This is a genomic window from Pseudodonghicola flavimaris (assembly GCF_030164425.1).
GTDB lineage: Bacteria > Pseudomonadota > Alphaproteobacteria > Rhodobacterales > Rhodobacteraceae > Pseudodonghicola > Pseudodonghicola flavimaris.
The window spans coordinates 56,803-69,740 of the sequence record NZ_JASNJD010000011.1 but is presented as its reverse complement, the minus strand read 5'-3'; the positions used below and the strand labels follow the sequence as shown (position 1 = coordinate 69,740).

Here is a 12,938-nt window from a genome sequence, read left to right as displayed (position 1 = left end):
GTCTGCCGGAGCCGACATGGAATTCGAACGTTACGCTGTCTACTACGCCCCACCCGTCAATGCGGACTGGGGCCGGTTCATCACCCGCTGGCTGGGCTGGGACATGGAGACCGGCCGGGAGATGCCGCATCCCGAGGCCCCGGAGCTGCCGCTGCCGGTGGCGGAGATCACCGCGACGCCGCGCAAATACGGCGCCCACGCCACGATCAAGCCGCCCTTCCGCCTCGCCGCAGGCCAGAGCCGCGTCGCGCTGGAGGCCGCCTGTGCCGCGCTCTGCCGCGACCTGGCGCCGCTCCGCCTCGACGGTCTTGAACTGGCGCGCCTCGGCCGCTTCCTGGCGCTGCGGCCCTGCGGCGATCAGGCGGCGCTGAACGCGCTGGCCGCCCGGGTGGTCGAGGCCCTGGATCCCTTCCGCGCACCCGCGCCCGAAGCCGAACTGGCCCGCCGCCGCGCCGCCGGTCTCAGCCCGGCGCAGGAGGCGAACCTGATCCGCTGGGGCTATCCCTACGTGATGGAAGAATTCCGGTTTCACATCACCCTGACCGGCAAGCTCGCCAAGGACCGGCTGGCAGCGGTCGATGCCCATCTCGGTCGCAATCTGGCGCCGCTGCTGCCCGCACCCTTCGCGATCGCCGATCTGGCGCTGATGGGAGAGGCCGCCGACGGCCGGTTCCACCTGATCCATCGCTACGCGCTCTCCGGCTGAAGCAGACTCAGGGCGGCGGTGACCGTCGCCTCCAACGAACCGCTGTTGTCCAGCGCCACCACCCGCGGCAGACCGGCCGGCAACGGCGCGGCGGCCCGGATCAGCCGGCGGGCGCGATCCTCGGCATCCTCACGGCCGCGCGCCGCCAGACGCGCCGCCAGCACCGCCGGATCGGCGCTCAGCGCCAGGACGATCAGATCGGGGAACCGCGCCGCCGCCTCGGTCAGCACGCCGCGCGACAGGTTGACCAGCACGCCGCGCGCGCCACGCCGCGCCGCCGCGATCTGGACCGGGATGCCATAGGCCAGCCCATGCGCCCGCCAGCTCAGCGCAAAGGCCCCGGCCGCCTCCATCTGTTCGAACCGCTCGGGGCTGACGCCGGTAAAGGCCTCTCCCCCAGCGGTCTCGGCGCGGGTGATCACCCGCCGCTGCAGCCGGTAGCCGGGATCGCGCGCCACCAGCGCCGCCATGACGCTGTCCTTGCCGACACCGGAGGGGCCGACGACGGCAATCACCGGCCCGTCTGCCCCCGTCTCGCTCATGCCGCCACCTGCGGTGTGAAGGCCGCGACATCGACTGCCCGGTCACAGACCCGGTCGCGTGCCTCGGCATCGTGGAAGATACCGACAATCGCCGTCCCCCGCGCCTTGGCGGCCTCGATCAGTTCCAGCACCACGGCGCGGTTCACCGGGTCGAGGCTAGCGGTTGGCTCATCCAGCAGCAGCGCCGGGTATTCATGCGCGAAACCGCGGGCGATATTGACCCGCTGCTGCTCGCCACCGGAAAAGGTGGTCGGGCTCAGGCTCCACAGCCGCTCGGGGATGTTGAGCCGCGCCAAAAGCGCCGCCGCCCGCGCCCGTGCCCGATCTTCCGCCACGCCCAAGGCCAGCAGCGGCTCGGCCACCACATCCAGCGTCGGCACCCGCGGCACCACCCTCAGGAACTGGCTGACATAGCCCAGACCCTCGCGTCGCAAGCGAATGATCTCGCGCGGCTCGGCCCGGGCGACATCGACACCGCCCACCAGGATATGCCCCTGATTGGCGCGGTAATTGCCGTAGATCATCCGCATCAATGTCGATTTCCCCGCCCCCGAGGCGCCGGTCAGCGCCACACATTCACCGGGCAGAACCTCCAGCGCGGCGCCCTCCATCACCGGGATCACCGCGCCGCCCTGATTGTGCAGCACGAAGCTCTTGCCCACGCCGGAGAGCGCGATCACCGGGCTCTTCTTCTCTGCGAAAATACTCATATCCCGCGCCTCACACCTGCAATACCGAGGAAACCAGAAGCTGCGTATAGGCATGCTGGGGGTCGTCCAGCACCTGATCGGTCAGCCCGGTTTCCACGACATGGCCGTCCTTCATCACCATCAGCCGGTCCGCCAGCAGCCGCACCACCGCCAGATCATGGGTGACGATCAGCGCGCTCAGCCCCATCTGCCGCACCAGACCGCGCAGCAGATCCAGCAGCCGGGCCTGAACGCTCACGTCCAGCCCGCCTGTGGGTTCATCCATGAACACCAGCCGCGGATCTGTCACCAGGTTGCGGGCGATCTGCAGCCGCTGCTGCATGCCGCCGGAAAAGGCGCTGGGGCGGTCGTCCACCCGGGTTTCCGAAATCTCCACCCGGTCCAGCCAGTCGACGGCGCGGGCACGGATATCGCCGTAATGCCGCGCGCCGACCGCCATCAGCCGCTCGCCGATATTGCCCCCGGCACTGACGTTCATTCTCAGCCCGTCGCGGGCATGCTGATGGACAAAGGCCCAGTCGGTGCGCCCCAGCATCCGCCGCGCCGGTTCCGACATGGTGACGGTATCCACCGGCCCGTCGACCCGGGTGTCGAAGATCACCTGCCCGGCATCCGGTTTCAGATGCCCGGCAAGACAGTTCAGCAAGGTCGACTTGCCCGAGCCGCTTTCGCCGACGATCCCCATCACTTCGCCCGGATAGAGATCGAAGCTCACACCGGTACAGCCGATGCGCGCCCCATACATCTTGGCCACATCGCGGACCTGCAACAAAGGTGTCATTTGCATTCCTCCCCGCCCTCGGGGTTAGCACCAAGAGTTTTCGAAAACTCTTGGCAAAATTCTTCGAAGAATTTTGCGTCCCGGCTCATGCCGCCGTCTCCACCCCCAGCCGGCCGACATGACCCGCCTCGCGCCGGCTGCGGCAGTAATCGCTGTCGGAACAGACAAACATCCGGTTGCCGGCATCGTCGAGGATCACCTCGTCGAGATAGCTGTCCTCGGCGCCGCAGAGATCGCAGGGATGATCCGCCTTGGTCGCCTCGAAAGGGTAATCCTCGAAATCGAGGCTCACCACCGGCGTATAGGGCGGCACCGCATAGATGCGCTGTTCCCGTCCGGCACCGAACAGCTGGATTGCCGCCATTTCCAGCTTCGGATTATCGAACTTCGGGATCGGCGACGGATCCATCACATAGCGGTCCGCCACCTTCACCGGATAGGCATAGGAGGTGGCGATGGCGCCGTGCTGGCTGATATCCTCATAGAGCTTCACATGCATCAGCCCGTATTCTTCCAGGCTGTGCATCTTTCGGGTCTCGGTCTCGCGCGGCTCCAGGAACCTCAGCGGTTCCGGGATCGGCACCTGATAGACCAGGATCTGATCTTCGCTCAGCTCGGCCTCGGGGATACGGTGACGGGTCTGGATGACACTCGCCGCTTCGGTCGCCTCGGTCACCGCCACATCCGCGGTCTTCTCGAAGAACTTGCGGATCGACACTGCGTTGGTGGTGTCGTCAGAGCCCTGATCGATCACCTTGAAGGTATCCTCCGGCGTCAGCACCGCGGCGGAGACCTGCACCCCACCGGTGCCCCAGCCATAGGGCATCGGCATCTCCCGGCTGGCAAACGGCACCTGATAGCCCGGCACCGCCAGCCCCTTCAGGATCGCCCGGCGGATCATCCGCTTGGTCTGTTCGTCCAGATAGGCGAAGTTGTAGTCGCTCATAGGAGCCCCCTTTCGGTCAGCGCGGTTTCCAGCGCTTGGGGAGAGGTGAAGTGAACCGCGTCCATGCCGACAGCGCGGGCGCCGTCGACGTTGCGTGGAGAATCGTCGATGAACAGACAATCGTCGGCTGCCAGCCCGGTCCGATCCAGCAGCGTCCTGAAGATCGCCGGCTCCGGTTTCAGCAGCTTTTCCTGTCCCGACACGACGGTCACACCGAAAACCTCGCCCAGTTCGGGATGCACCGACACGCCGATCGGCCAGGTCTCGTGCGACCAGTTGGTGATCGCGTGAATCGCCACCCCGGCCGCCCGCAGGCGCTTGAGCAGGTCCCAGGAGCCGTCGATCTTGGCCTCGATGGTGCGATGGTAGCCGTCCAGATAGGCCAGAAGCAGCGCCCGGTCCCCGGGGTCCACGACCTCGGCCGCCAACGAGGCGAAGCTTTCGCCGCGATCGCCGCGCAGGTTAAGGGCCGGGAAATCGACCCGCGCCATGAAGGCCGCGATGGCGTCCCGGTCGGGCAGCTTGTCCTCCCAGGCGCGGCACGGATCCCACTCGACCAGCACGTTGCCGATATCGAAAACAACCGCGGTCATTCCGCCGCCTCCCGCGCCTCGTCATCCACCCCGGCCTCACGGCGCAACTTGCGGACCAGCTCCAGTTCGGACTGGAAGTCCACGTAGTGGGGCAGCTTGATGTGTTCGAGAAAACCGGTGGCCTGGATATTGTCCGAATGGCTCAGCACGAATTCCTCGTCCTGCGCGGCGGCGCCCAGGAAATCCTCGCCCAGTTCACGCCAGCGCAGCGCCCGGTCGACCAGCGCCATGGCGATCGCCTTGCGCTCGGTCTGGCCGAAGACCAGCCCGTAGCCGCGGGTGAATTGCGGCGGTTCGGTCTTCGACCCCTTGAACTGGTTCACCGTCTCGCATTCGGTCAGCTCGACCTCACCGATCTCGATGGCGAACCCCAGTTCGGGGATCTCCATCTCCACCGCCACGGTGCCGATCCTGAGTTCCCCGACAAAGGCATGGTTGCGGGCGTAGCCGCGCTGGGTCGAATAGGCCATGCCGAGGATGAAGCCCTCGTCCCCCCGCGTCAGCGATTGCAGCCGCACATCGCGGCCGGCGGGAAAGGACATCGGCTGGCGGGTCAGATCACCCGGCACCGCCTCGCTCTCCGGCTCGCGCTGGATGATATCCTCTCCCTGCAGAAACTCGGTGATATGCGGCGTCGACTCGCTGCGCGGGTCCGCCTTCGGCGCCTCCGGCACCTCGCCCTCCGCTGCCAGTTTGAAATCCAGCAGCCGGTGGGTGTAATCGAAGGTCGGCCCCAGCACCTGGCCGCCCGGCGCGTCCTTGAAGGTGGCAGAGATCCGGCGGTCGCAGACCATCTCTCCGGTCTCCACCGGCCGGGTGGCGCCGAAACGCGGCAGGGTGGTGCGATAGGCGCGGATCAGAAAGATCGCCTCGATCAGATCGCCGCGCGCCTGCTTGATCGCCAGCGCCGCCAGATCGGGATCGTAGAGCGAGCCTTCGGCCATCACCCGGTTCACCGCCAGCGCCAGTTGCTCGCGGATTTGCGCCACCGACAGCTCGGCGACCGAGGTATCGCCGCGCCGTTCTTCGGCCAGCCAGGCATGGGCGTTCTCGATAGCCCGTTCACCGCCCTTGACTGCAACATACATCGCTCAGCCCTCCGTCACTTGGGTGCTGCGCGGCAGCGCCGCCACGCGGTCACCGCAGGTGAAAAAGAAATCCAGCCCCAGGGGATAGAGCATGGCATTGCCCTGAAACGCCGCCAGCTCAGGAAGCGACAGATGCGCGACCTCCTCGATCCCGGGGCCACGCAGGGCGGCGCCTTCGGGCGCCAGCGCCGGCATCTCGACGATCAGCGTGGCGGAGCGGTCGGGATATTCCGCCGCGCCGATCCGGAACCGGTCGATCGGCTGCAGATCCGCCCAGCTTCCCACTGCGAAATCGGCCTCGGCCGCCGTCACCACCGGCGCACCGGTGTGAAAGGCGATCCAGCCGCGCAGCTCGGCGGTGTCGCAGGCGCCGGCAAGATAGACCCCGGTTTCCGGATCGCAGAGCGTCAGCAGCAGCGTGCCCGCAGCCGCCGACAGCGGCACCGGCGGCACCGCCTGATCCAGCACCCGGATCTCTCCCGGTTTCGCCATCGCATTCATCGCCGCGCGAAAGGCGCGCGCAGCGGCACGGGCGGGATCGTCAAAGCCGCCCCCATAGGCGGTCTGGGCTGAAACGCGCATCAATCCTCTCCCCGGACCAATGTGAAGAAATCGACCTTGGTGGCCGCCGATTTGGCGGCGCGTGTCTGTTTGGCCGCGGCCATGCCGCTCTCCAGCGGATCGAGCACGACCGCCCGGACCGCCGCCGCCGCCGGGGTCTGCATCAGCGCATCGATCAGCGCCGCCGCCTCGGCCTTGGCCTTGTCGCGCCCCTGCACATAGGCATGGCCGACGGTGCCGTCCTCCAGGGTCAGGGAACAGCGGGTCACCGTCATCTCGCCCAGATTGAACGGCGCGCCGGTGCCGCCCATGCGGCCGCGCACCATCACCGCGCCCACCTCAGGCCGGCGCAGCCAGTCGAAGCCGGGGACCGCGCCATAACCCTGCCAGAGCTCTCGCAGCCGCGCCTCGGGCGCCCGTGCCAGCAGCCCCATCCAGCTGCGCCGCGCCGCCTCAGCCGCGCCGATTTTTTCTTCACTTGCCATCAAAGCCTCTTGGCCCGGTTGTCTACATGACCTATACAACTATACAAATATTAGCCGGAGCTGCGCCGGCACGCAATTGTTTACGGTATGAAGATTTGGTGACATGACCCGGACCCCCCTGTGGAAATCCATCGCGCTGGCGCTGACCGCCGATATCGCCGAAGACCGCTACCGCACCGGCGACCAGCTCCCGACCGAGGCGCAGCTGGCGGCGAAATTCGGCGTCAACCGCCATACCGTGCGCCGGGCGCTGGCCGAAATGGCGGCGCAGGGGCTGGTCCATGCCCGCCGCGGCGCCGGCGTCTTCGTCGCCGCCCGCCCCACCGATTACCCGATCGGCCGGCGAGTGCGCTTTCACCAGAGCGTCGCCGCCGGCGGCCAGACCCCGGCCAAGCAGCTTCTCGCCCTCGACACCCGCGCCGCCGATGCGCGTGAGGCCGAGGCGCTGGCGCTCGCCCCCGGCGATCCGGTGCTGGTCTATGACGGGCTGTCGCTGGCCGACGGGGCGCCGATCGCGCTGTTCCGCTCGGCCTTTCCGGCGCGGCGGTTTCCCGATCTCGAAGCGGCGCTGACCAAGACCCGCTCGGTGACCCAGGCGCTGGCCCGCTGCGGCGTCGCCGATTACACCCGCGCCACCACCCGGGTCACCGCCAAGCTGGCCAATGCGACACAGGCGGTCCACCTGCGGATCGCCGAGGGCGCGCCGATCCTGCGCACCGTTGCGGTCAATGTCGATGCCACCGGCCAGCCGGTGGAATACGGCCGCACCTGGTTCGCCGGCGACCGGGTCACCCTGACGGTCGAGGGCGAAGGCGGCTGAACCGTCTCAGCCCGCCGCCCCAGCCTCAGGTCTCGTATCTGTCCAGAAACGCCTCTGCCGGCAGGCTGCGGAAATCGCTTAACCGCTCGCGCAGAAGCTGGTGATCCCAGTCCCACCAGGCCAGGGCGATCAGCCGTCGGGCGATCGCCTCCGGCTGTCGGCGGCGCAACGGCTGCGCCGGTACGCCGGTGACGATGGTATAGGGCGCCACATCCCGGGTCACCACCGCGCCCGAGGCGATAATGGCGCCATCGCCCACCGTCACCTCCGGCTTGATCTGGGCGCCATGGCCGATCCAGGTGTCATGACCGATACGGGCCAGCCGCGCGGCGCGCTTTTCGAACCATTCGGCATCGTGCTCCGCGTCCGGCCAGTAATCAGCTGAGCGGTACATGAAATGATGCAGGCTGGCGCGGTCCAGCGGATGATCGGTCGCCCCGATCCGCACCGAGGCCGCGATATTGGCGAACTTGCCGATCCGCGCATTGGCGATGTCGCAGGTCCGGTCGCAATAGGAATAGTCCCCGAAGACCGCATTCGACAGCCGCGACCCGGCGCCGATCTCCACGAACCGGCCCAGCTCGCTCTCGGCGATCAGGCAATCCTCATGCACCAGAGGTCCTCTGGCGCTCAGCTTCGGCCCCACCATGGCCCGCCCCTTCTTCTCTGTCCAAATACTCCCGCCGGAGGCGGAACCGGCGTCTCAGTGGCCACCCGCATCCCCGGCGATCAGCCGGCGCCGCAGCCAGCCCGAAAGCCAGTCCATCGCCATCACCATCAGCACGATCAGCACGATGTAATAGGAGACTTCCTCCCAGTCCTTCTGGGTGATGATCGCCTGGGTCAGCAGCAGACCGATGCCGCCGCCGGTGATGGCGCCGATGATGGTGGCGCTGCGGGTGTTCGACTCCAGGAAATAGAGGATCTGGCTCAACAGCACCGGGGTGATCTGCGGGATCACCCCGAAGCGGTAGCGCTGCAGCGGTTTCGCCCCGGTCGAGGACACCCCCTCGATCTGCTTGTCGTCGACATTCTCGAGCGCCTCGGAGAAGATCTTGCCGAAGGTGCCGCTGTCGGTCAGCAGGATCGCCAGCGCCCCGGTCAGGGGGCCCGGGCCGAAGGCGCGGGCCAGGACGATGGTCCAGATCAGCCCGTCGACCCCGCGCACGAAATCGAAGATCCGCCGCATGCCGAAGCGCAGCGCCATCAGCGGCGTGAAGTTGCGTGCCGCGAGAAAGGCCAGCGGCAGCGCCACCAGCGCCGCGCCGAAGGTGCCGAGAAAGGCCATCAGCACGGTTTCGAACAGCGCCCAGGCGACCTCTCCGTGATGCCACATCGGGTTCATCCAGAAATCATGCCAGATCGCCGCCGCCTCGCCGTTCATCGCATGGCGCAGCAGCATCGCCGGCCCCATGCCGTGATAGGGGCTGTCGAGGGTGAACCAGAACAGCTCCCAGCCGGTGAAATAGCGAAACACCTCCGCCTTGGTGCGGGTCACCGTCAGCCGCCCGGCCTCGGTTTTCAGCGCCAGCCGGCTCTTCGACAGGTTGATCCAGTCCGGCACATCGGCACTGGGCAGATCGGCCACCACGCCGCCCGACCGGCTGGAGCTGACATGGATGGTGCCATAGCCCGGCACATCGTATTCGGTGACATTGTCGGGCAGGAAGCGGACCTGATGGCCCCGGCCCAGATCGACCACCGTCACCGCCGAGGCGTCCCCGCCCAGCTGCACCCAGTCGGGCGCCTCGCCGGCGGGATAGGCGCCCTTGCGCTCACCCTCGATGGCGACGGAGACATCGCCGCTGCGCGCATCCCGGGTCACATGGGTCTTGTAACTGTAGCTGTCGGCCACCAGCGTTCTGGCGTGTTCGAGGCTGGCCCGTCCGTAGAGGCCCGGCACATCGAAGGCGAAGATCACGTAGATCAGATAGGCCAGCACCAGCGCCGGCAGGCCAAAGGCGATCAGCCGCTTGCGAAGGAACAGCCCCTCGGCCTGCGACTTCAGCGCCGCCACCCCGCGGGTGTCGCCCAGATCGGTGGTAAAGGTCGTCATGCGCGGGCTCCGTGTGTCAGCCGGTCGCGCAGCGCGCCGGAGATCTGATCGACCACCACGATGGTCAGGAACAGCAGGATGAAGATGGCGGCCGCCTCGTCGTAGCGCCCCTGCCCCCAGGACATAGCGTTGCGCAGGTCATAGCCGATGCCTCCGGCGCCGACGAAACCGAGGATGGCGGAGGCGCGGATGTTGATCTCGAACCGCAGCAGCGCGTAGCTGACGTAATTCGGGCCGACCTGCGGGATCACCCCCAGGATCATCCGCTGCGACCAGTTGGCGCCGACCGATTGCAGCCCTTCCACCGGCTTCAGCGAGACGTTCTCGTTCACCTCGGAAAACAGCTTGCCGAGCGCGCCGACGGTGTGCAGCGCGATGGCGATCATCGCCGGCACCGGCCCGCCGCCCAGAATGAAGATCAGAACCAGGGCGATCACGATCTCGGGGATCGCCCGCAGGATATCCATGAGGCGCCGGAACAGCGGGATCAGCAGCGGCCAGCGCGCCATCCCCCGGGTCGCGAGCAGCGACAGCACCAACCCACCGGCAGCGCCCAGCAGGGTGGAGGCGGCGGCGATATTGAGCGTTTCGACCAGCGACGGGAAGAACCGCACCAGATTGGCCGGCAGCGCCGCGGATTTCTCGATCGCCTCGCTCAGCACCTCTGCGGGATAGTCGAAGACATGCGACAGGCCATCACGAAAGCCGCCGGCATTGCGCATGTCGGCGGTGCGGAAGCCCGACACCATCAGCGCCACGAAAATCGCCAGCAGCAGGCCGCCGTAAATCCGCTTGCGCCGGGTCAGCGCGGCATAGGACGTTCGAATGTCCTGCACTCGGGCAGCATCAGCAGAGATATCGGCCATCGCGGTCTTCCTTTCGGGACAACGGGGCCCGGACATCTCCGGACCCCGCCTGAATGCGTCACGCGTCTCAGTTGGACTTCAGCTTGCGTGCTTCGATGATGCTCAGGTAGGCGTCATGGGTGATCGGGTCGAAGCTCTTGGCCTCGCCCGAAGCGACGCCGTAGAAGCATTCCTGATCCTTCTCATCCAGGGTGTCGATCAGCGCGGTCATCTTCGCCTTGACCTCGGCCGGCAGCGCCTTGCGCATCACCAGCGGGCCTTCCGGGATCGGCTTGGATTTCCAGATCTGCACCATGTCGTTCATGTCGACCAGACCGGCATCGACCGCCTTGCGCAGCGCGCCGGAGTTGTAGCCGTCTTCCCATTCGCCCAGACCGTCGGCCCAGGTAACGCCGGCATCGATATCGCCGTTATAGACGGCGACGATGGTCTGCTCATGACCACCGGTGAATTTCACTTCGCCGAAGTAATCGCCCGAATTCATCGTCACGCCGAATTCGGCGGGGATTTCGATCGAGGGGATCAGGTAGCCCGAGGTCGAGTTCGGATCGCCGAAGCCGAAGGTCTTGCCCTTCATGTCCTCGATCGAGGTGATGCCGCTGTCCTTGCGGGCGAAGCCGATCGAGTAATAGCCGTAGGAGCCGTCGGTGTTGACCTTCACCAGCACCGGCTCGACCGCTTCGGGATCGGACAGATAGGTCTTGGCATAGCCCGAGGCGCCGAGGATCGCCATGTCGATGGTGCCGCCCAGCAGACCCTGGATCACGCCGTTATAGTCGGCCGGCGCGAACAGCTTGGCCGGAACGCCGAGGGTTTCCTCGGTGTATTTGCGCAGGCATTCGTTGTTGTTCATCCGGTCCTGAGCGTTCTCGCCGCCAAGGATGCCGATGCGGAATTCGGTGATGCTGTCTTCGGCCAGGGCCGGAGCGGCCAGGGCGGTGGTGGCCACGAGGGCGGCAAGCAGGGTCTTCATGAGAGTACACTCCTGGGATGTGATCCCCGACGCCCGCGCGCCGGGGGCGTTGAAAAACGAAGGTTCAGATCAGCGCCTCGCTGCGCGCCGCGTCGGGCGCATGCGCCATGGCGTCGAGGGTTTCGATCTGGGTCGAGGTGGCGGCTTCCGAGAACTCGGCTCCGGCGCCGTAGATCTCGCGCGCGACGCCCGAGGTCAGCTGTTCGGGCAGCCCGTCAAAGACGATGCGGCCATCGCGCATGCCGACGACGCGGTCGCAATAGCGCCGCGCAGTGTCCAGCGTATGCAGGTTGGCGATGACGGTGCGGCCGTCTTCCTCGTGAATGCGGCGCAGTGCCTCCATCACCGTCTGCGCGTTCATCGGATCGAGCGAGGCGATGGGTTCGTCGGCGAGGATGATCTTGGGGTCCTGCATCAGGGCGCGGGCGATGGCGACGCGCTGCTGCTGACCGCCCGACAACGCCTCCGCCCGCTTGGGGGCGTGTTCGGCAATGCCGAGACGGTCGAGAATATCGATGGCCCGGTGGATGTCCTCCATCGGGAAGAGGTTGAACAGCGTGGCGAAGGTCGAGCGCCGGTTCAGCGTGCCGTGCAGCACGTTGGAGACCACGTCCATTCGCGGCACCAGGTTGAACTGCTGGAAGATCATCGCGCAGTCCGATTGCCAGGCGCGCTTGGCCTTGCCGGTCAGCTGGGTGACATCGCGCCCCTCGAACAGGATGCGGCCCTCGGTCGCGTCGGCGAGCCGGTTGATCATCCTGAGCAGCGTCGACTTGCCGGCGCCGGAGCGGCCGATGATCCCGATCATCGCCGGCTTGTCGATATCCAGGTTGGCCGTTTCCACGGCCGTATTGGCGCCGAAGCGTTTCGTCAGTTTCTCGATGCGCAGCACAGGCCACCCCCATCCGTGTCCGGGCCGGGCCTACCGCCGCAGTCCAAAGGGCATGTGTCAGAGGAATGAAACTTTTGTGACGCGGCGCGGTGACGGGCTCACCGCATTTTTCCCTAGGCCCGGCGGCACCGGCCCCCTATATGCGGAACAGATCAAACCGGAGACGCAGCCATGTCCTTTGACCGTACCCTCAAGATCGCCCCGTCGATCCTCTCCGCCGATTTCGCCAATTTCGGCCAGGAAATTCAGGCGATCGAAGCGCAGGGCGCCGATTGGGTCCATGTCGATGTCATGGACGGGCATTTCGTGCCGAACCTGACCTTCGGCCCGGCGATGTGCAAGGCGATCCGGCCCCATATCAAGACGGTGATGGACGTCCATCTGATGATCGCGCCGGTCGATCCCTATATCGAGGCCTTCGCCGAGGCCGGCGCCGATGTGATCACCGCCCATGTGGAGGCCGGCCCGCATATCCACCGCACCCTGCAGGCGATCCGCGCGAACGGCGCCAAGGCCGGCGTGGCGCTGAACCCGGGCACCCCGGCTTCGGCGGTGGAATATCTGCTGGATATGGTCGACCTGATCTGCGTGATGACGGTGAACCCCGGCTTCGGCGGCCAGAAGTTCATCCATTCGCAGGTGGAGAAGGTGAAGGAACTGAGCCGGATGATCGGCTCCCGCCCGATCCATATCGAGATCGACGGCGGCATCGACCCGACCACCGCGCCGCTGATGACGGACGCCGGCGCCGATGTGCTGGTGGCGGGATCGGCGGTGTTCAAGGGCGGATCGGTGAGCGCGCCGGAGGTCTACGGCCAGAACATCCGCGCCATCCGCGAGGCGGCGACCGGCGTCTACGCCTGATCGCGAGGAGCAGTGGGGGCGCTGCCCCCGCTGCGCTGACGCGCGCCTCCCCCGG

At 66.9% G+C, this 12,938-nt stretch carries 16 protein-coding genes; 3 read left to right on the top strand and 13 right to left on the bottom strand.

The window, feature by feature from the left end; translation table 11 throughout:
- The first annotated feature begins 16 nt into the window (after positions 1-16).
- Complete coding sequence (locus QO033_RS15060) at positions 17-706, top strand: DUF1045 domain-containing protein (RefSeq protein WP_284481806.1); 690 nt, start codon at positions 17-19, stop codon at positions 704-706.
- On the opposite strand, the gene phnN is transcribed toward QO033_RS15060, so the two are convergent.
- The 8 genes from phnN to phnG all read right to left on the bottom strand — a co-directional run bounded on the left by phnN (position 688) and on the right by phnG (position 6,412).
- On the bottom strand, positions 688-1,248 hold the full coding sequence (gene phnN, locus QO033_RS15055; protein ID WP_284481805.1) for a phosphonate metabolism protein/1,5-bisphosphokinase (PRPP-forming) PhnN: 561 nt from the start codon (positions 1,246-1,248) through the stop codon (positions 688-690). The two genes, QO033_RS15060 and phnN, sit on opposite strands and share 19 nt — an antisense overlap.
- Complete coding sequence (gene phnL / locus QO033_RS15050; protein WP_407682119.1) at positions 1,245-1,958, bottom strand: phosphonate C-P lyase system protein PhnL; 714 nt, start codon at positions 1,956-1,958, stop codon at positions 1,245-1,247. The genes phnN and phnL overlap by 4 nt, the downstream gene beginning before the upstream one ends.
- A 10-nt stretch (positions 1,959-1,968) precedes the next feature.
- Positions 1,969-2,739 carry a phosphonate C-P lyase system protein PhnK gene (gene phnK, locus QO033_RS15045; RefSeq protein ID WP_284481804.1) on the bottom strand — a complete coding sequence of 257 codons (771 nt, stop codon included), beginning with the start codon at positions 2,737-2,739 and terminating at the stop codon, positions 1,969-1,971.
- 85 nt (positions 2,740-2,824) lie between these two features.
- The gene (locus QO033_RS15040) at positions 2,825-3,685 is read right to left on the bottom strand and encodes an alpha-D-ribose 1-methylphosphonate 5-phosphate C-P-lyase PhnJ (RefSeq protein WP_284481803.1); all 861 of its coding nucleotides are present in this window, start codon (positions 3,683-3,685) and stop codon (positions 2,825-2,827) included.
- The gene (locus tag QO033_RS15035; protein WP_284481802.1) at positions 3,682-4,278 is read right to left on the bottom strand and encodes an HAD family hydrolase; all 597 of its coding nucleotides are present in this window, start codon (positions 4,276-4,278) and stop codon (positions 3,682-3,684) included. The genes QO033_RS15040 and QO033_RS15035 overlap by 4 nt, the downstream gene beginning before the upstream one ends.
- The gene (locus QO033_RS15030; RefSeq protein WP_284481801.1) at positions 4,275-5,366 is read right to left on the bottom strand and encodes a carbon-phosphorus lyase complex subunit PhnI; all 1,092 of its coding nucleotides are present in this window, start codon (positions 5,364-5,366) and stop codon (positions 4,275-4,277) included. The genes QO033_RS15035 and QO033_RS15030 overlap by 4 nt, the downstream gene beginning before the upstream one ends.
- A gap of 3 nt (positions 5,367-5,369) precedes the next feature.
- Positions 5,370-5,948: a phosphonate C-P lyase system protein PhnH gene (phnH, locus tag QO033_RS15025; protein ID WP_284481800.1), complete on the bottom strand. Its 579-nt coding sequence runs from the start codon at positions 5,946-5,948 to the stop codon at positions 5,370-5,372.
- Entirely contained in the window at positions 5,948-6,412 is a 465-nt protein-coding gene (gene phnG / locus QO033_RS15020; RefSeq protein ID WP_284481799.1) for a phosphonate C-P lyase system protein PhnG, read from the bottom strand. Before phnG ends, phnH begins: the two co-directional genes overlap by 1 nt.
- A 103-nt stretch (positions 6,413-6,515) precedes the next feature.
- On the opposite strand from phnG, the gene phnF reads away from it, so the two are divergent.
- Positions 6,516-7,232 (top strand): phosphonate metabolism transcriptional regulator PhnF, encoded by a 717-nt coding sequence (gene phnF / locus QO033_RS15015; protein WP_284481798.1) that lies wholly within the window; start codon positions 6,516-6,518, stop codon positions 7,230-7,232.
- A gap of 25 nt (positions 7,233-7,257) precedes the next feature.
- Here the strand turns inward: phnF and QO033_RS15010 are convergent, their stop codons facing one another.
- The 5 genes from QO033_RS15010 to phnC all read right to left on the bottom strand — a co-directional run bounded on the left by QO033_RS15010 (position 7,258) and on the right by phnC (position 12,019).
- On the bottom strand, positions 7,258-7,881 hold the full coding sequence (locus QO033_RS15010) for an LbetaH domain-containing protein (RefSeq protein ID WP_284481797.1): 624 nt from the start codon (positions 7,879-7,881) through the stop codon (positions 7,258-7,260).
- A gap of 54 nt (positions 7,882-7,935) precedes the next feature.
- On the bottom strand, positions 7,936-9,288 hold the full coding sequence (gene phnE, locus QO033_RS15005) for a phosphonate ABC transporter, permease protein PhnE (RefSeq protein WP_284481796.1): 1,353 nt from the start codon (positions 9,286-9,288) through the stop codon (positions 7,936-7,938).
- Positions 9,285-10,154, bottom strand: a complete 870-nt coding sequence (gene phnE / locus QO033_RS15000) for a phosphonate ABC transporter, permease protein PhnE (RefSeq protein ID WP_284481795.1) — start codon at positions 10,152-10,154, stop codon at positions 9,285-9,287. The genes phnE (QO033_RS15005) and phnE (QO033_RS15000) overlap by 4 nt, the downstream gene beginning before the upstream one ends.
- Before the next feature lie 67 nt (positions 10,155-10,221).
- Positions 10,222-11,127 (bottom strand): phosphonate ABC transporter substrate-binding protein, encoded by a 906-nt coding sequence (gene phnD, locus QO033_RS14995; RefSeq protein ID WP_284481794.1) that lies wholly within the window; start codon positions 11,125-11,127, stop codon positions 10,222-10,224.
- A gap of 64 nt (positions 11,128-11,191) precedes the next feature.
- A complete protein-coding gene (phnC, locus tag QO033_RS14990; protein ID WP_284481793.1) occupies positions 11,192-12,019 on the bottom strand; it encodes a phosphonate ABC transporter ATP-binding protein in 828 nt (275 codons plus the stop codon).
- Positions 12,020-12,190: 171 nt separating this feature from the next.
- Between phnC and rpe the strand changes: the two genes are divergently transcribed.
- A complete protein-coding gene (rpe, locus tag QO033_RS14985; protein WP_284481792.1) occupies positions 12,191-12,883 on the top strand; it encodes a ribulose-phosphate 3-epimerase in 693 nt (230 codons plus the stop codon).
- Positions 12,884-12,938: the final 55 nt, after the last annotated feature.